The sequence below is a fragment of the Corynebacterium sp. HMSC064E10 genome (assembly GCF_001812505.1).
GTDB classification, from domain to species: Bacteria; Actinomycetota; Actinomycetes; order Mycobacteriales; family Mycobacteriaceae; genus Corynebacterium; species Corynebacterium amycolatum.
On record NZ_KV809174.1, the window covers coordinates 179,714 to 197,415 of the forward strand.

Below are 17,702 nucleotides of genomic sequence, written 5' to 3' on the forward strand. Positions count from 1 at the left end.
CGGTAAAAGTGCAAGCCCGAGTTACTTGCGGTAACGAGACCTGCTATCGCGGCCGGTTATCCGCTCCTGGCGAGGGCGCTGCTGTCGCGGTGGCCACTCCTCGGTGCGGCGGTGGTTGCCCACTTGGCGTGCGGGGCTCTGTTGAGACTTTTCGGACGGAGACTCCGGCGAGGACTGTTCTCCCCACATCCGTGCCGTTCCTTCAGTTTGACGACGGGGAAACTCTGGCGTTGGCCGCTGCGGTGCGTTTGGCCTTTCAATCGGACGACGAGGCTGCTGTCTAGTCGAGTTCGGCGAAGTGGAATCCTGAGTGAACTGCGCCTGCCCCGGATGCGAGCGAGACTGCCAACGGGAGGTTGGCTGCTGAGCCCGCTGTGCGAAATTCGAGCGCTGCTGGGCACGCTCCCCAGAACGGTCAACTGGTCGCTTACGCAGTTGCTCGGCGTTGCGCGATGCCGAGTTGGCGTTCGCTGCAGGTCGGGCACCAGAACGAGAAGTCTCCTGCCGAGAGCGTGCAGCTTGCTGGCGCGCCTGGCGGCGAGCTTCGGCATCTCGGATAATGTCCGCAGCGGGACGTCGTGAAGCAGGACGTTCCTGGGTGCGAGAGGCGACCCGGCGATCAGATTCGGCGAGACGACGGCGAACCTGAGAGCTGGATTCGACAGCGGCTTCGTCACGGTGCTGGCGTTGTTTAGCGACCTTGCGCTGGGTGTTGAGGGATTTCTCCTGGGTGCGGGTGATTTCGAGGTAACGCCACACTGCGATGATGACACAGATAATCATCAAGACCAGCAGCCACGGGAACTGCTGGATGATGGGATATGCCGAGGTCACCAGGCGAGCGCGTTTAGAGGTTGTCGCGGTCGCGCCACCATTTTCAGGATCGGCGAGAGAACCGGTAAACCACGCTGTGAAAAAGGTGACAAGCGCGAACAAAATGGGGATTTGAGCGACGGTAACTACCAGACCGCGAGGAACCACCAACAGTGTTCCGGCCACAGCAGCCACGGCAAAAGCAATGAAGTAGGGCTTGCCAATCGAACCGTTGGGAACAGAAAAGAGCAAACCAATAACGCCAGCTAGAAGCATCAGCAACGGCGGCACAAACATTGGCACGCGTGGAAGCAGGGGTTTGTTTCCACTGCCTTTACGGGTTATTGCTGATCTGTTCGACACGAATGCGTATCCTACCGGTTATTAGTGATAATACGGGCAAGCCCGGTATGTGGGCTCGCCCGTGTCTTAAAATTTCGCCTTACTTCTTTTTCTTAGAGAAAGACCCGGAGACCACTTCAGAGACTTTATGGAAGGCCTTGGTCATCGTTCCCTCTTCCTGCTTGGTCGGACCAGCATCGGGGGAAACCTTACCGGCGGTGCGAGCATCTGCCTTCACGGCGCTCTCTGCAGAGCTGTCGGAGTCGTCACTGCCCAGGCGGAACGAAGCCAGTCGGTCGCGCATCGCACGGCCGGCAGCTTCAATCTGAATGCCGGAGATCGATCCGGCATCCGTGGCGAACTCGATATCCTTTGCGGTCTTGTCACCCGTACGCAAATCTGTGAGGTCGCCGAGGTAGCGGAACCAGACCGCGACGACTGCAGTGACTGGCACCGCCAGGAAGGCGCCGATGATGCCGAAGATACCGCCACCGAGCAGAACCACCAGCAGGACGATTGCGGCGTGCAGGTCCATAGCCTTGGACTGCAGAATCGGGGAGAGGATATTGCCCTCAATCTGCTGGACGGCAATGATGATGAGCAAGACAAAGATTGCTGTGGTCAGGCCGTTGGCAACAAGTGCGACTACCACTGCAATGAAGCCAGCGGTGAAAGCACCGACAATAGGAATGAAGCCAGCGAAGAAAGTCACCACGGCCAGAACCATTGCCAGCGGCACATTCAAAATCGCAAGACCAGCACCGATGAAGACCGCGTCGATAAGCGAAACGATAGCCTGCGTGCGGATGTAGCCCGACAGCGTGTTCCAGGAGCGGGTGAGTACCTCCGTGAGATGCCAGCCGAGGCGACGTCCGGTCAGGCGGCGGAGCCATGGCAGGAAGTCCTGGCCGTCCTTGATGAAGAAGAACGTCAGAACCAGCATTGCCATCAAGGTTACGGCGACCGAGGAGACCACCGATATGCCTTGGAAGACTGTGTTGGCGATATCGCCGGAGCGCTCCTGAAGCCATGTGGACCCCTGGTCCAGAGCATCGAGAATCTGCTCATCCTTGACGTTAAATGGTGGGGCCTGAATGATGTTCTGGACTTCTTGGATGCCGTCGGTGAACTGGCGACGCAATTCTGGGAACTGCGACTGCACAGTCGGTGCGAGGACCGCGACAACGCCGCCAAGCACCGCCAGCGCGCCTAGGATGACCGTCAGTGCGGAGAGCGCGCGGGGCCAGCGGTGCTTCATCAGGAACACTGCGGGCGGAGCCAGCACCGTGGAGACAATCAGGGCCAACAGAATCGGCAGAACGCCAGCCCAAATCTTTCCCAGAATCATAGCGCTGACGTACAGCGCCGCTGCGGTGATGAGGAAACGCAGGCACCAACCTGCGAACCACCGGGCGCCCTCGCCAATGACATCGGCGCGGTCGATGGACTCGGAGTCATTTTCGCTCATAAGCTCATCGAGATTCTCAGCATCTTCCGGCAAATCCGGTTGCGTTACCGCTGACTTATGGGCGTCGGAGGGGATAGACAGAGACTGTTCTACACGCAGAGGCTCTGATCCCATTACGTGATCGATAGCGTCTTTTTCGGACTGCGCAGTCCACTCTTCGCCTTCATTGGGTTTATTGCTCACATATTCATTATGGGGGTTCGCAGGGGATAGGGGGCAACTTCACGAAGTTAGGGCGAGTTCAAATCTGTCTCCCCAAGCCCGTAAGATGGGCAATGTGAGTCTTACACTTGGAATCGTCGGTCTGCCCAATGTCGGAAAGTCAACCCTGTTTAACGCCTTGACGCGCAACGATGTGCTGGCTGCGAATTATCCGTTCGCCACCATCGAGCCGAACGTCGGCGTTGTGGAGCTTCCCGATCCACGTTTGAATAAGCTCGCCGAAATTTACGGCTCCGAGCGTATTCTTCCGGCTACGGTGTCGTTTGTGGACATCGCCGGCATCGTCAAGGGTGCATCGGAGGGCGAAGGTCTTGGTAACAAGTTCCTCGCCAACATCCGCGAGGCTGACGCTATCTGTCAGGTCGTCCGTGTCTTCAACGATGATGATGTCGTGCATGTCGACGGCAAGGTCGACCCGGCCTCTGACATCGGTGTGATTGAAACCGAGCTGATTCTGGCTGATATCCAGACTATTGAGAAGGCGCTGCCGCGTCTGGAGAAGGAAGCCAAGAAGGATAAGGAAAAGGTCGGCGAGGTTGAAGCCGTCAAGCAGGCTCTTGCCGTGCTGGAAGAGGGGCGCACTCTCTTCGCTGCTTCTGATGATGTGAAGCTCTCCGCTCTGCGCGAGCTGCACTTGCTTACCGCAAAGCCGTTCCTCTACGTCTTCAATGCTGACGAGGAAGTGCTTGCCGACGAGGACCGCCGCGCGGATTTGGCCGCTGCTGTGGAACCGGCGGACTGTGTATTCCTCGATGCGAAGGCTGAGTCGGACCTGCTGGAGCTGGATGAGGAATCCCGCAATGAGCTGCTGGCCGAAATTGGTCAGACTGAGCCGGGCCTGCATTCGCTTGCTCGCGCTGGTTTCCGCACGCTGGGGCTGCAGACTTACCTGACTGCTGGTGAGCAGGAAGCTCGTGCGTGGACTATTCGCAAGGGCGCTACGGCTCCGCAGGCTGCCGGTGTGATTCACACTGACTTTGAGCGTGGCTTCATTAAGGCCGAAATTGTGTCCTTCAACGACTTGGTTGAGGCCGGCTCAATCGCTGAAGCGAAGGCCAAGGGCAAGGTCCGCCAGGAGGGCAAGGACTACATCATGCACGACGGTGATGTGGTCGAGTTCAAGTTCAACGTGTAGTGCTTAACCTCTGCGATGAACTCTTTGATCCCGGGACGTGATGAGGACTGGGGCTATTGTGCTCCCCCGAACGCTACGGCCCGGGGGCACGAGGCTGTGTCGCAGGTGCAAGCGAGAGGACCAGGAGCGAAACACAGACCGCTGAGTCGACGCAGTCACGGTAAAGACGGAGCCGTCTAGGCGGTGCTCGAGGTTGCGCGAGATACGGTGACGCTGGGCGTCGGTAAGCGATGCGCATTCGGCGACATCGATGGAAAGCTGGACTTTGCCGTCCGTCGTGTTGACGCCCTGGCCGCCCGGAGTCGACGATTTCGCGAAACGCTCCGCGAGATCGGCGGCGATGACCGCACCGTCGGGGATCCCCGGGCCGGGCGCTATGGTCATGTCGTTCATGCCGCCCAGCCTAGGTGCCCACAACCCTTTCTCGTCTCGGCGGAAGCGGAGACCGCGTCGCGACGGCCGGGATCCAGCCTCAGTATTATCCTCGTCACCGGTTGATTCGAACGCTTTTTGCTCCTCCTTCTCCCGTCGGGCTTCGATTTCAGCGGCCTCCGCAGGTGGCAGTGATCGCTGGATCCGCTCGAACTACCGGTTCCGATCAGCGGTCGAAGGATTTTCGCAGCAGCCGGACCTGCAGCGCCGGTGCCGCCGCCGTAGCCTGACGAGCATCCCCGCCATGACGGCCATCACGACGGCGGTCCCGGCACCGATGATCCAGGGATTACCGAGGAGCCCACCGACGCCTGCGAGTGCTCCGCCCGCCGCGATGAACGGCAGGCCGCAGCAGAGCAGCGACGGAAGCGCGCAGCATGCCAGTAGGAGCAGCCCGGTCACTGCAGCGACGACGGGACCGGCGCGCCATTCGTCGCGGTCCTGATCGGCGCTCATCGTCTGCTTCTGGATGAGATCTCCCCGATTGCCTGCGTTGCCGTTCATGCGCAGCACGACAGCAGCGACGGGTCGGTGGTGAAGGCCTTCGCGGCGATCCGGATGCCCTCGGCCATGGTCAGGTAGGGGGCCCAGGCGTTGGCGACCTCGGCGACGGTCCTGCCGAGTACGTGGACGCCTGCGGCGGCGAGCTCCCCGGCGTCCTTGGCGACGGCGGTGAGGCCGAGGATCTCGCTCGTATCGGCGTTCACGACGATCTTGATGAACCCGCGGGTGTCGCGGTTGATCACCGCCCGGGGCACATACTCCAGGGGCAGCACGCGGCAGTCGCAGCGGATCCCCGCGGCGACGACCTCCTTCTCGGTCATCCCGACCGCGCCGATCGCCGGTCCGGTGAACGTCACCCGCGGCAGATGGGAGTAGTCGACGGACCGGTCGGCGTCGGCGAACGCGTTCTCGGCGACGAGGGTGCCGTGGTGGGCCGCGACGTAGACGAACTCCGGGTGCCCGGTCACGTCGCCCGCGGCCCAGATCCGCGGGTTCGACGACTGCAGATGGTCGGAGACGACCACCTCGCCGGAGTCCCCGGTCTTCACCCCGACCGCATCGAGGTTCAAGCCGTCGGTGACGGGACGGCGTCCGAGGGCGACGAGCACCTGGTCGGCGCGGAACTCCTGCGAGCCGCCGGACACGTCCGCGGTAACCACGACCTGCCCGGTCGCCGCGTCCCGGGACACCCGGGTCGGCACCGCGCGGCGGACCACCCGGATGCCCTCGTCGGCGAACACCTCCTGCAGTGTCCGGGACACCTCCGGCTCCTCCTTCGACGCGAGCCGGGACCGCACCAGCACGGTGACCTGGGAGCCGAGGCGGACGAACAGCTGCGTCTGCTCCAGGGCGACGTAGCCGCCGCCGAGCACCAGCAGCGACTCGGGGACCTCCGTCAGCTCCATCGCCGTGGTCGAGGTCAGGTACCCGGTCTCCTCCAGGCCGTCGATCGGCGGTGCCCACGGGCGAGAACCAGTCGCGACTAGGTAGTGGTGGGCCTCGATGGTCTCGACGCTTCCGTCGGATCCGGCAACATCGAGAACCGGCGCATCAGGGGTGCCCACGAACGAGGCGTCGCCGCGGAGGACCTGCCAGCCGTAGGAGTCGGCGACGTCGGCGTACTTCTCGCCGCGCAGCGACTCCACCAACGCTTGCTTCCCAGCGATCAGCGCGGGCATGTCGACGGGATCCGCCGTCGTAGCGATTCCGGGGAACCGGGTTGCGGCGTCGACCGCGACGTGCCGCGCGCCGGCCGCGGCAATGAGCGCCTTCGACGGGACGCAGCCCGTGTTCACGCAGGTGCCGCCGAGCGTCCCGCGCTCGATCATCACCACTGACTTCCCGAGCGTGCTGGCGCGGATCGCAGCGGCGAACGCGCCGCCTCCCGATCCGATGATGGCGAGATCGTACTTCGTAGGCATCGCTGCTCCTGTCAACTCTTGGCTTTCTGCTCTGTCTCAGCCATACTGGACCTTCCAGTGCAGGGGAAGGTCAAGCGCGGCCACGGAAGGAGACAGTAATGTGGATCGGAGAACTCGCCGAGAGGGCGGGCACTACCGCGAAGACCCTTCGCTTCTACGAGGAACAGGGCCTTCTGCCCCCGACCGAGCGCACGCCGTCCGGATACCGCGACTACGCGCCCGAGACGGTCGCTCGGATCGACTTCATCCACCGCGGCCAGGCCGCGGGCCTCACCCTCGCCCAGATCCGCCAGATCCTCGACATCCGCGACGGCGGCCATGCGCCCTGCGAGCACGTGCGCGACCTGCTTGACGTGCGCCTCGCTGAGATCGAGCAGCAGATCGCGCAGCTCTCCGTGCTGCGCGACACTATCGCGGACCTTAGCCAGGACGCCGCGCACCCGGATCCTGAAACGTGCAGCACCGATCAAGTGTGTAGGTACTTGTAGACGGCGGGACTCAATGACTCAAACGCTACAACCCCGATATGCGCTAGCGCAGGTCGATGCCGCCGGTGCCCACCTCGATGATTTTGGTGGTGGCCGCGATAGCACACAGCAGCGGCATCGGGGCGGAGGCCTGCAGCGCGAAGTGGTGGACTCGGAAGGACGCGTTGTTCACGCCGATTTCGTCCGCAGCCTGGGTGATCTCCAGACGAGTCTTGGCGATCTTTTCCGCAGATGGCCCGCACTAGCTGCCGAAGGCGTAATGCCCGAAGCTTAAGAAGCCGAACGCTTTCATTGGATAACACTCCTTTTGATGGTGTTAACGAGAGGGAGTAACTTTGCAACGACATACCGTCGAGTTCAAGTTCAACGTTTAAGCGCCGCGTCTGACTTATAGCGAAGGTGTTCTATGAGCATGATCGAGCTGAACGGCACCTTGATCTGCAAAGACCACAGTGATGTTTCAATCGTTGAACGGTTCCTTCCAAAACACGTTGAGCTCTCTCGTGATGAACCCGGGTGTCTGCGCTTCGAGGTCACTCAATCCGACGACCCGCTCGTATGGAATGTATCAGAACAATTCACTGATCAAGCATCGTTCGATTCGCACCAAGCGCGGGTTAAAGCGAGCGAGTGGGGTCAGGCAACAGCGCATATTCAACGTGACTACACCATCACGGGGCCCAGGGGAGGGTGAAATCGTTGACTACCGCTAGCAAGCTTCCGCCAGTGTACCCGAGCGTAAAGGCGCTAGGCAGTCACGCGCCCAACAGCAGCGTGCTGAGCAAGGGCGCTGGTGTTCCGACGGTGTACGTCCTATTGGCTACAACTCAACAGGCGAGATCATCCCTGCTGAGGCGGAGGCTGTACTTGGTATCTATCGTGCTATCGAACGCGGTAATTCCATGCGCGATATCGCCAGCGTGCAGTGCATTGCTGCTTCAATTGGCCCTTCTTGCGTGCTCTCTTCTGTCCCAGCCACTTTATTGACACGTAGATTGCACTATGTACTAGGCAGCCATTTCATTGACACGTTAATTAAACAGTGAAGTGGCCAGCCATTCGATTGGCACGTTTACTGCGCAATAGATTGACACCAACGCCGTGTCCTTTACTCGGGAGACACCCCCGGTGACGGTGGCCAGCACAAAGACGACGGTGAAGCCGAGAATGAACAACCCGGCCGCACCCGCTACCGCCCACTGGCGTTTGGTGACCACCGCGCCCCCTCGGCGTCGTAGTCGACCTCCCCGCCGACCACACTGGCCAGATACGACATATATCCGGGTACCAGGGGTACGACGCACGGGGAGGCGAACGAGATCAGACCTGCAGCTGCTGCAGCCAGGATGCCGATCATCAGTGGCCCGGTGGCCGCGGCGTCGGCGAACTGCTGGCCGATCGCCAACTGCGCAATCACATCAACGGTCATGATGCTGGTGCCTCCTCGGCCAGCGGCAGAGCGACATCAAGGATGTCATCGGCGGTGACCTCCCTCAGGAACACCGCGGCCGGGCGGTGGCTTCGGTCCAGGACAATGGTGGTCGGGATGACCGAGGTCGGCACCTCCCAGGGCCGCAGCGATACGAAACGGCGGGTCGTAGATCGAGGGATAGGTCACCGCGTTGTCGAGTTTGAAGTCCTGGGCGATGGTCTGGTTGTAGTCACGGACGTTGATGCCCAGCACCGTGCCACCGAGGGGGTCGAGAGTCTCTTGGACAAGCTGCAGGTCATCGACTTCCGTCCGGCACGGTGCACACCACTAGCCCCAAGCGTTGAGGACGACGACCTCGCCTTCAAAATCAGACAGGCTGATCTCCTCACCTTCCTCCATCAACGACGGGCAGGAGAAGCCCGGCAGCGGCGCACATTCCTCCTCTGCGTAGATAATCTCGGTTTGGCCTCCTGGTGAGTGGAACTGGAAGGTGCCCCCCCCCCGACGGCGACGGCGTTTCGGACGCCGTCGCCTGAGGAACAGGCCACCAGGGTCACGGCGGTGAGCACCGCGGCAACCGCGATGGCGGCTCTGCGGGGTGTGCTCGGCAGGGATTAGATCTCCATATTCCGGGGCGGTGGGGAAGAAGACGGTGTTCTGGTTGTCCCGGAAGACCACAACACCGAGGAAGGTCATCGTGCTGCCCGGTGGGTGGCCTGCAGCGACTCTGCCCACCTCGGCACTCAACCCTGCTGTGGGGGTTACTCGTAGCGAAGCGAGCTGAGCATCCCGGTTTCCATGTGATAGGCGTTATGGCAGTGAAATGCCCACTCACCGGGGTTGTCAGCGATCAGGTCGGCGATCATGGTTTCACCGTGGCGGAGAAGGACGGTGTCCTTGCGTAGCCCGCCGCTGCCGGGCAGCGCCCACGTGTGGCCGTGGATGTGCATGGGATGGGGCATCATGGTCCTGTTGCGCATGACCATCCGCAGGCGCTGGCCCTCCTGCACGGTCGCGGAGGACGATTGGCCGTCGGTGAGAATGCTCCATTCATACGGCATCATCTGCCCGCCCAGGTCGATGCTGACTTCTCGGTCTGGTGTGCCCTCGGGCAGGAGTGCACGGTCTGCTGGCTTCAGGGAGGACAGAAGCAGTCCGGTGGATGACAACTCGGGGAAGTCGACATCGGGGCGGGGGGCCTGGCCGCCGGCGGTGCGGATGACGGCGAAGGCGCGGTCGTCCTTACCCACCGCCAAAGCCGTGAGCGGGAAGATGCCGTCGCCGAGGATGACCTCGACGTCGACACGCTCGCCCATCGACAGGTAGATCGATTCGGTCTCCCGGGGTTGGACAGGGAAGCCGTCGGTGTGGGTGACGGTCATGCGGTGACCACCGAGGGCCACCTTGAAGATGGTGTCACCGCCGGAGTTGATAAACCGCAGGCGGGCCTTGTCGCCCGGGCGAGCCTCGAAGGTCCGGTGAGCACGGGGGATACGTCCGTTGATGAGGTAGTGCGGATACATCACATCGCCGGCATCCCCGCCCAGTACCCGGTCCGGGGTGCCGTGCATCATATGGCCGTGACCTCCCATCCCCTTCTTCCCGTTATGGTCGTCCGAACCCATTCCGGTGAGCTTGTCGAGCTCATCGTCGGGAGTGCCCTGAATGCCATCGACCCAGTCGTCGAGCACGATGGTCCACTCGACGTCCTGGTCCTCAGCGTCTTGCGGGTCACGGACGATCAGTGGGGCGTGGAGGCCGCGATCAAGCTGCAGGCCGGAGTGGGAATGGTAGAAGTAGCTGCCACCGTGGGGGACTTCAAAAACATAGGAGAAAGACTCGCCAGGTTCAATGGGGTCCTGGGTCATGCCGGGCACACCGTCGGCTGCGTTGTGGAGTGCGATGCCATGCCAGTGGATGGAGGTGCTCTCAGGCAGTTCATTGGTGATATCGACCTGGAGGACGTCGCCGGCGGTGGCCTCAATGGCCGCATCCCCGGTGTCAGAGACGTATCCCCACGTCTTGGCTTCGATACCGCCGATATCCAGAGAGAGGGGCCGGGCGGTCAGTGTCCGGCGCACCGTCGGCTCACCGAGCGCAGTGGGGGTGGGAGTGGGGTGAAGGGAGGAACCTGGTGCCGAGGCAGCGGGTCCAGGATCGCTGGTGCAGGCGGCCACGGCCCCGGTGCCGGCGAGGACGAGCCCGCCGAGCAGAAACTGTCGTCGGGAAAACGCGTTCGTCATGATTTAACCTTCCTGGTGTAAGAATTCAGTGACACGGGAGACAGGCGCAGGTGAGGACCCTGCTGAGCCATCACGTCAGGCGCAGGTCTGTGACACAGGTGGCACCGTCGTCGGTGGTGGAAAACTCCGTGGTGCCGGTACGCCCCTGGTAGCTGACCTCAATCAGACCGGTGACATCATCGGGAAGCCAGAAGCCAATAAACCCGTTGTCGAAGGTGGTTGTCGCCTCGTCCACCAGCACCTCACCGGTCGCCTCATCGGTGATCGTGACCTGGATATCCTCATTGTTGAGTTCCCCCAGGCAGGTCGTGAGGCTGTGGTAGAAGCAGTCGTGGGTGGAGGTGAGATAGGGTGCGATCGAGACATACGTCTGATTGTCGGGAAGATCGACCACGACTTCCTGGTCACCGCTCGAGAGCAGCAGTTCATCGGCGCGCACTGAGGCGATCAAATCCGTGGGACGCTCAGTGACCTTCTGCCGGTCGAGGTGATCAATGATCTCCACCGCGCCCATGTCGGCCAGGCCATGGGTAGTCAGGAATGTATCCTGGGACACCGTCCCGTCGGCCGTGGGTTCCGGGTCGGCGGCCGAACACCCCGTGAGGGCGAGGGCAAGGGCGGCGACTGCGATCGCTGCTCGTTTCACGTCAATCTCCTTGGATCGTGGGTAGGACCGTGAGAAGACACCGCCTCAAGGTCGATGCCATACCTTTATCTAGCACGGGTGCCTGACGGACTAGAAATCAAAAACCCTGCTCACAGCTTTATAGCAGGGCGAAAAGAGGGTGAATTCGGTGAGCTGGGTCACCACCGGGACACCACCCCACAGCCGTGGGCGATGTCCTTCTACCCGCCCCGGGTATGCGGTGCTTGCAGTAAAATCCCTGGTGGCGCCTGCTGAACCGACCAGGGGAGGCGATGCCGCCGGCCCGGGGTGGGGCACAGGGGTGACGGCGGTCGAAGGGTTATATTTGAAGATTTGATGAAGATTCCCCGCCGGGCACTGAGCGAGGATGGTATTCCCCCCTGGCCGGAGCGATACTGGGGTCTATGGCTGACCACACACCGACCACCGCCACGCCCCCGGGGCGGGTGCTGGTCGTCGATGATGAACAACCCCTGGCTCAGATGGTGGCCTCCTACCTCATCCGGGCAGGCTTCGATACCCGTCAGGCGCACACCGGCACCCAGGCCGTGGACGAGACCCGTCGCTTTTCCCCCGATGTTGTGGTGCTGGATCTGGGGCTGCCCGAACTCGACGGCCTGGAGGTGTGCCGACGGATCCGCACCTTCTCGGACTGCTACATCCTCATGCTCACCGCGCGTGGCAGCGAGGACGACAAGATCAGCGGTTTGACCCTGGGGGCGGATGACTACATCACCAAACCTTTTAGCATCCGGGAACTGGTGACCCGGGTGCATGCAGTGCTGCGCCGTCCGCGCACCAGCACCACCCCACCGCAGGTGACCACCCCCTTGATCGTTGGTGACCTCATCCTTGACCCCGTCGCCCATCAGGTGCGGGTGGGGGAGACGACTGTGGAGCTCACCCGCACGGAGTTCGAGCTGCTGGTTGCCCTGGCCCTGCGCCCCGGCCAGGCGCTGACCCGCCACGACCTGGTCACCGAGGTCTGGGACACTACCTGGGTCGGTGATGAACGCATCGTCGATGTCCACATAGGCAACTTGCGTCGCAAGCTCGGCACCGACACCCGAGGCCGGGGGTTTATCGACACCGTGCGTGGCGTGGGCTACCGGGTGGGGCAGCCATGAATCACGGACCCGGCTTGACCTTCCGCTTCCTGGCCGCCCAGGTGTTGGTCGTGGTGATTAGCCTGATGGTGGCCGCGGCCGTGGCCACGACGGTGGGGCCGACCCTGTTCCATGATCATATGTTGATGGCCGGCCGGGAGGACCCCTCGCTGGAGCTGTTCCATGCCGAGCAGGCCTACCGGGACGCCAACCTGATCACCCTGGCCGTCGCCCTGCCCACTGCCTTTATCAGCGCCCTACTGGCCAGTCTGTGGTTATCGCGTCGCCTGCGCACCCCCCTGCAGGATCTCACCCGCGCCGCTACCAGCCTGGCGGCCGGTAACTCCCGTATCCGCGTGCCCGCCGGAGAAGCAGGCCCCGAGGTCACCACCCTGGCGCATGCCTTCAACACCATGGCCGACCGACTGGAACACACCGAACAGGTCCGCCGCCAGATGCTCTCTGACCTGGCCCACGAAATGGGCACCCCCTTATCGGTGCTCACGGCCTACCTCGATGGTCTCCAGGACGGGGTCGTGGACTGGAATAATGCCGCCCACACAATCATGGCTGACCAACTCACCCGCCTGACCCGGTTGATGGAGGACATTGACGATGTCTCCCGGGCCCAGGAACACCGGATCGATTTGGACCTGGCGGAGGAAGGGCTCGGGGATCTGCTCCATACCGCCGCTGCTGCCGCGGGGGAAGCTTATGCTGACAAAGGCGTCGATTTACAGGTCGAGACCATTACGGACACCGCCCGGGTGCTCGTGGACCGGCAACGCTTCGGCCAGGTGATGAGCAACCTCCTGTCGAACGCGCTACGGCACACCCCGGCCGGCGGGCAGGTCCGGATCAGCGTCCACCGCCAGGGGGCGTCCACCGCGCTCATCCACGTCGCCGATGATGGCGAGGGCATCCCACCTGGCCAGCTCGGACACATCTTCGAACGCTTCTACCGGGGGGATGCCGCCCGCAGCCGGGACAACGGCGGGTCCGGTATCGGTCTGACCATCTCCAAGGCATTGATCGAGGCCCACGGCGGCACTCTCACCGCCACCTCCCCCGGACCCGGTCGCGGAGCGGTGTTTGCCCTCCGCCTCCCGATGCCCCCTCCCGACAGTGAGGGGGCTGCTCGGTGACCACACCCTGCCCCGCGTGAGGGCCGTGCCCTCCACTCCTTGAAAATATACCCCCCGGGGGTATACGCTAGAGAGCGGAATTGCCACACCCCACCGAACCGAAGGAGCCTTCCCATGATCACCTTCCCGCCCCGCCTCTTGCCGATGGCCTCCCACGGCTGCACCTGTTGCGGACCTGCCTCACGTGCCGACACCGCCTCCGTCCCTGCCGCCAGCGACTCGTCAGCAGGAGGGTCCTCCCTTAGCTACCAGATCACCGGCCTGACCTGCGGGCATTGCGCGAAAAGCGTGACCCAGGCCCTTCAGGGCCTCCCCCAGGTCGACGACGTCCAGATTGATCTCGCTGCTGGTGGTGTTTCCACCGTCACGGTCACCGGTGTCGTACCTCCGGAGATGGTTCGCCGGGCCATCGAAGAGGCCGGCTACACCGTCTTATCCTGATCGGTTTTACCCATCATCTCGACCCCGACCGGGTTGAGCGGAAAGGAACGTCATGAGCACTCTCCACCATTCCGGCGATCACCATGGTGATCACCCCGCTCCGGAAACAGACCACACCCACCACCCGGATCATGCCAGCCACGAACACCACGCAGACGCCGACACCCACGGCCAGGCGATGCCCCACGATCACCCGCACTCCGCCATGGACGAAGACCACCACGTTCATGGTCACGGCGAACACGCCGGACACAGCACCGCAATGTTTCGGGACCGCTTCTGGTGGTCGCTGATTCTGTCCATTCCCGTCGTTATTTTCAGCCCCATGGTCGCCCAGCTGCTCGGCTACCACCTCCCGGCATTCCCCGGATCCACCTGGATCCCCCCGGTGCTGGGCACGATCATCTTCGTCTACGGCGGAACGCCTTTCCTCAAGGGCGGATGGAACGAACTGAAATCCCGCCAACCCGGGATGATGCTCCTGATCGCCATGGCCATCACCGTGGCGTTTGTCGCCTCCTGGGTCACCACTCTGGGGCTGGGCGGTTTTGACCTGGACTTCTGGTGGGAGCTGGCCCTGCTGGTGACCATCATGCTGCTGGGCCACTGGCTGGAGATGCGTGCTCTCGGGGCTGCGTCCTCCGCGCTTGACGCGCTGGCTGCCCTGCTGCCGGATGAGGCCGAGAAAGTCATCGACGGGACCACCCGCACCGTGGCCATCTCCGAGCTGGTCGTCGACGACGTCGTGCTGGTGAGGGCCGGTGCCCGGGTGCCGGCCGACGGAACCATCATCGACGGAGCCGCCGAATTCGATGAGGCGATGATCACCGGCGAATCCCGTCCCGTCTTCCGCGACACCGGTGACAAGGTGGTCGCCGGTACCGTGGCTACCGACAACACCGTCCGCATCCGGGTGGAGGCTACCGGCGGGGACACCGCCCTGGCCGGGATCCAACGCATGGTTGCCGACGCCCAAGAGTCCTCCTCCCGGGCCCAGGCCCTGGCGGATAGGGCGGCAGCGTTGTTGTTCTGGTTCGCGCTGATCTCCGCTCTGATCACCGCGGTGGTGTGGACCATCATCGGCAGCCCGGACGATGCCGTGGTGCGCACGGTCACGGTGCTGGTCATCGCCTGCTCGCACGCCCTGGGCCTGGCGATTCCGCTGGTCATTGCGATCTCCAGCGAGCGGGCCGCGAAATCCGGGGTGCTCATCAAGGACCGGATGGCGCTCGAGCGGATGCGCACCATCGACGTGGTGCTCTTCGACAAAACCGGCACCCTGACCGAGGGTGCGCACGCGGTCACCGGTGTCGCAGCAGCTGTCGGCGTCACCGAGGGCGAGCTGCTGGCCCTGGCTTCCGCCGCGGAGGCCGACAGTGAGCACCCCGTGGCCCGCGCCATCGTGGCGGCCGCGGCCGCCCATCCCGAGGCCTCCCGTCGGCAAATGCGTGCAACTGGTTTCAGCGCCGCCTCCGGCCGGGGGTCCGGGCCACTGTCGATGGCGCTGAGATCCTCGTGGGCGGGCCGAACATGCTGCGCGAGTTCAACCTCACCACCCCGGCCGAGCTCACCGACACCACCAGCGCCTGGACCGGGCGTGGGGCCGGTGTGCTCCATATTGTCCGTGACGGTCAGATTATCGGTGCGGTGGCCGTCGAGGACAAGATCCGCCCCGAATCCCGAGCTGCCGTGAAAGCCCTGCAGGACCGCGGGGTGAAGGTCGCGATGATCACCGGTGACGCGCAGCAGGTGGCTCAGGCGGTTGGCCAGGACCTGGGGATCGATGAGGTCTTCGCCGAGGTCCTGCCCCAGGACAAAGACACCAAGGTCATGCAGCTGCAGGACCGGGGTTTGAGCGTGGCCATGGTCGGTGACGGTGTCAATGACGCCCCCGCTCTGACCCGCGCGGAGGTCGGTATCGCCATCGGTGCCGGCACGGATGTGGCCATGGAATCTGCCGGGGTGGTCCTAGCCAGTGATGACCCGCGGGCAGTGCTGTCGATGATTGAGCTGTCCCAGGCCAGCTACCGCAAGATGATCCAGAACCTGGTCTGGGCCTCTGGCTACAACATCCTCGCCGTGCCGCTGGCCGCCGGAGTGCTCGCCTCGATCGGGTTCGTGCTGTCCCCGGCCGTGGGCGCGATCTTGATGTCTGCCTCGACCATAGTGGTGGCCCTGAACGCCCAGCTGTTGCGCCGGATTGATCTGGACCCGGCCCACCTGGCTCCCACCAGTCCGAAGGAGTAACACACCACGCCTACTCCGAAATCCACCGCCGTCCACTGATCCATCACTTCTCTCCACTGACCCTGAACGGGCTTCACCATAAAGCGCACCCTTGTTCTTTCCGCTCTCGCCGTAGCCTCCACCCTGGCGCTGGCCGCCTGCGGTGAGGCCACCGACTCAGGCAACACCGACGCCACCACCTCGGCCACCAGCACTGCGACGACTACCGCTGAGACGACCGAGACCACCAGGGCGGCGACTGAGGAGGACGGGGAGATTTCCGCCGATCACAACGACGCGGACATCATGTTTGCCCAGATGATGATCCCCCGTCACAAGCAGGCCGTGGAAATGGGTGAGATGCTCCTGGCCAAGGAGGGCATCCCCGCCCAGGTCGTGGAGTTTGCCCAGGGGGTTATTGACGCCCAGGGACCGGAGATTGACCGGATGAACGCCATGCTCGAGGCCTGGGGCCAGCAGCCGGTCACCGACTCTGGGGGGCATGGGGACCATGGATGAGATAGGTGGAATGGATCACGGCTAGATGGGTGGCATGAGCGGGATGATGAGCCAGGAGGACATGACAGCCCTTGAGGAAGCCCAGGGCACCGGCGCCGCCCGCCTTTACCTGGAGCAGATGACCGCCCACCACGAAGGTGCGGTCGACATGGCCCGTGACGAGGTTGCTGACGGCCAGAATTCCCATGCAATCACCCTGGCCGAACAAATTATCAACGACCAGGAGGCCGAGATCGCCCAGATGCAGCAAATGCTCACTGACCTATGACAGGTCCCCGTCTTTTTCTGATCCCGAGGACAGGAATCTGAAAAAGAGGGATAACCGTGACGATTGCCACCTGCTGCGGGCGATGGGTCGTTGTCACCGCAGCAGGTGCACCGGGGTGGATGTTTCTACTCCTTCTGGTCGCACCACTGAGGAAAGGGGGAAAGCCCCTGTGTCCAGACCCTTGGAGGACTACGCATTATTGTCCGATACTCACACGGCCGCCCTGGTCTGCCGGCAGGGCAGCATTAATGTTGGGGTGTCCCCCGAGTAGTGGACACGGCGTTGGTGTCAGTTAGGCAACGAGGCCTACGGTAGCAGCCGTCGTCGCGGTCTCGAAGGTTGTACTGCGATCCTAGCTATCGCTTTTTACTTCTTGTATCTACTCAATCTCTAGCAGCTTCTACTGTATGTCCATAGGGTAAAGGGTATTTAGCAACGACACGTCGTGGAGTTCAAGTTCAACGTTTAACGCGGGCAGCCGCCGCCGGATTCTCGGTGGCGATTCCGGCCCGAACCTCGGGGACATTCTCGCGCTTCCTCATCTACGTGAGCTCCGCGATTCCGGCCAGCTCACCGCTGCCCCCATCTTCGATAGTTTGAGCGAGCTCGACCACGACCATCTGATCTGGTGCACTGGTTTCCGTCCGGCCCTCGGCCCATTCCGCCATCTCATGCGCGGCCGCGAAACCGCGGTGAAGAATCTCCATCTAGTTGGTTACGGCAACTGGACCGGCGACGGCTCGGCAACCCTGATGGGTGTCGGGCCCTTTGCCAAATACACTGCCCAGGTAGTCGCGGGTCGTGTCGATGAAGCTCGGCATCAAAAGTTTTGAGGCGACGCTTGGTCCCTG

The 17,702-nt window shown here is 62.9% G+C and carries 15 protein-coding genes and 5 pseudogenes; 10 read left to right on the plus strand and 10 right to left on the minus strand.

The window, feature by feature from the left end; all coding sequences use genetic code 11:
* Positions 1-21 precede the first annotated feature (21 nt).
* Positions 22-1,176 carry a DUF6542 domain-containing protein gene (locus HMPREF2860_RS09120; protein WP_049181634.1) on the minus strand — a complete coding sequence of 385 codons (1,155 nt, stop codon included), beginning with the start codon at positions 1,174-1,176 and terminating at the stop codon, positions 22-24.
* 79 nt (positions 1,177-1,255) lie between these two features.
* Positions 1,256-2,806 (minus strand): AI-2E family transporter, encoded by a 1,551-nt coding sequence (locus HMPREF2860_RS09125; protein ID WP_038626131.1) that lies wholly within the window; start codon positions 2,804-2,806, stop codon positions 1,256-1,258.
* Between the two features lie 94 nt (positions 2,807-2,900).
* On the opposite strand from HMPREF2860_RS09125, the gene ychF reads away from it, so the two are divergent.
* A complete protein-coding gene (gene ychF / locus HMPREF2860_RS09130) occupies positions 2,901-3,980 on the plus strand; it encodes a redox-regulated ATPase YchF (RefSeq protein ID WP_070628936.1) in 1,080 nt (359 codons plus the stop codon).
* Positions 3,981-3,983: 3 nt separating this feature from the next.
* Here ychF and HMPREF2860_RS09135 read toward each other — a convergent pair whose 3' ends face one another.
* The 3 genes from HMPREF2860_RS09135 to merA all read right to left on the minus strand — a co-directional run bounded on the left by HMPREF2860_RS09135 (position 3,984) and on the right by merA (position 6,337).
* A complete protein-coding gene (locus HMPREF2860_RS09135; RefSeq protein WP_038626129.1) occupies positions 3,984-4,373 on the minus strand; it encodes a peptide chain release factor I in 390 nt (129 codons plus the stop codon).
* 192 nt (positions 4,374-4,565) lie between these two features.
* Positions 4,566-4,916, minus strand: coding sequence for a hypothetical protein (locus HMPREF2860_RS09140; protein ID WP_038629112.1), 351 nt, complete (start codon positions 4,914-4,916; stop codon positions 4,566-4,568).
* On the minus strand, positions 4,913-6,337 hold the full coding sequence (gene merA, locus HMPREF2860_RS09145; protein WP_038626127.1) for a mercury(II) reductase: 1,425 nt from the start codon (positions 6,335-6,337) through the stop codon (positions 4,913-4,915). Before merA ends, HMPREF2860_RS09140 begins: the two co-directional genes overlap by 4 nt.
* A 98-nt stretch (positions 6,338-6,435) precedes the next feature.
* Between merA and HMPREF2860_RS09150 the strand changes: the two genes are divergently transcribed.
* Positions 6,436-6,825: a heavy metal-responsive transcriptional regulator gene (locus HMPREF2860_RS09150; protein WP_005290994.1), complete on the plus strand. Its 390-nt coding sequence runs from the start codon at positions 6,436-6,438 to the stop codon at positions 6,823-6,825.
* Positions 6,826-6,871: 46 nt separating this feature from the next.
* Here the strand turns inward: HMPREF2860_RS09150 and HMPREF2860_RS11285 are convergent.
* Positions 6,872-7,117: pseudogene (locus HMPREF2860_RS11285) on the minus strand (alkane 1-monooxygenase); the annotation flags it as partial.
* Positions 7,118-7,231: 114 nt separating this feature from the next.
* On the opposite strand from HMPREF2860_RS11285, the gene HMPREF2860_RS09160 reads away from it, so the two are divergent.
* On the plus strand, positions 7,232-7,519 hold the full coding sequence (locus HMPREF2860_RS09160; protein ID WP_038626125.1) for a putative quinol monooxygenase: 288 nt from the start codon (positions 7,232-7,234) through the stop codon (positions 7,517-7,519).
* 433 nt (positions 7,520-7,952) lie between these two features.
* On the opposite strand, the pseudogene HMPREF2860_RS09165 reads toward HMPREF2860_RS09160, so the two are convergent.
* From HMPREF2860_RS09165 to HMPREF2860_RS09180, 4 genes and pseudogenes are all read right to left on the minus strand, one after another.
* Positions 7,953-8,254: pseudogene (locus HMPREF2860_RS09165) on the minus strand (cytochrome c biogenesis protein CcdA); the annotation flags it as partial.
* Positions 8,251-8,868 (minus strand): annotated as a pseudogene (locus HMPREF2860_RS10950) (TlpA family protein disulfide reductase). The pseudogenes HMPREF2860_RS10950 and HMPREF2860_RS09165, both read right to left, overlap by 4 nt.
* Positions 8,869-9,018: 150 nt before the next feature.
* Positions 9,019-10,500, minus strand: a complete 1,482-nt coding sequence (locus HMPREF2860_RS09175) for a multicopper oxidase family protein (RefSeq protein ID WP_048731338.1) — start codon at positions 10,498-10,500, stop codon at positions 9,019-9,021.
* Between the two features lie 70 nt (positions 10,501-10,570).
* Positions 10,571-11,146: a CueP family metal-binding protein gene (locus tag HMPREF2860_RS09180; RefSeq protein WP_038626118.1), complete on the minus strand. Its 576-nt coding sequence runs from the start codon at positions 11,144-11,146 to the stop codon at positions 10,571-10,573.
* A gap of 404 nt (positions 11,147-11,550) precedes the next feature.
* Between HMPREF2860_RS09180 and HMPREF2860_RS09185 the strand changes: the two genes are divergently transcribed.
* The 7 genes and pseudogenes from HMPREF2860_RS09185 to HMPREF2860_RS11420 form a co-directional block, all read left to right on the plus strand.
* A complete protein-coding gene (locus HMPREF2860_RS09185; RefSeq protein ID WP_038626116.1) occupies positions 11,551-12,273 on the plus strand; it encodes a response regulator transcription factor in 723 nt (240 codons plus the stop codon).
* The gene (locus tag HMPREF2860_RS09190) at positions 12,270-13,397 is read left to right on the plus strand and encodes a sensor histidine kinase (protein WP_070560090.1); all 1,128 of its coding nucleotides are present in this window, start codon (positions 12,270-12,272) and stop codon (positions 13,395-13,397) included. The genes HMPREF2860_RS09185 and HMPREF2860_RS09190 overlap by 4 nt, the downstream gene beginning before the upstream one ends.
* A 114-nt stretch (positions 13,398-13,511) precedes the next feature.
* A complete protein-coding gene (locus HMPREF2860_RS09195) occupies positions 13,512-13,838 on the plus strand; it encodes a heavy-metal-associated domain-containing protein (RefSeq protein WP_070560088.1) in 327 nt (108 codons plus the stop codon).
* Between the two features lie 52 nt (positions 13,839-13,890).
* Positions 13,891-16,085: pseudogene (locus tag HMPREF2860_RS09200) on the plus strand (copper-translocating P-type ATPase).
* A 297-nt stretch (positions 16,086-16,382) separates the two neighbouring features.
* The gene (locus HMPREF2860_RS11350; protein ID WP_255463406.1) at positions 16,383-16,583 is read left to right on the plus strand and encodes a DUF305 domain-containing protein; all 201 of its coding nucleotides are present in this window, start codon (positions 16,383-16,385) and stop codon (positions 16,581-16,583) included.
* A gap of 25 nt (positions 16,584-16,608) precedes the next feature.
* Positions 16,609-16,851 (plus strand): DUF305 domain-containing protein, encoded by a 243-nt coding sequence (locus HMPREF2860_RS11355; protein WP_115598834.1) that lies wholly within the window; start codon positions 16,609-16,611, stop codon positions 16,849-16,851.
* Between the two features lie 494 nt (positions 16,852-17,345).
* Positions 17,346-17,684 (plus strand): annotated as a pseudogene (locus tag HMPREF2860_RS11420) (pyridine nucleotide-disulfide oxidoreductase); the annotation flags it as partial.
* Positions 17,685-17,702: the final 18 nt, after the last annotated feature.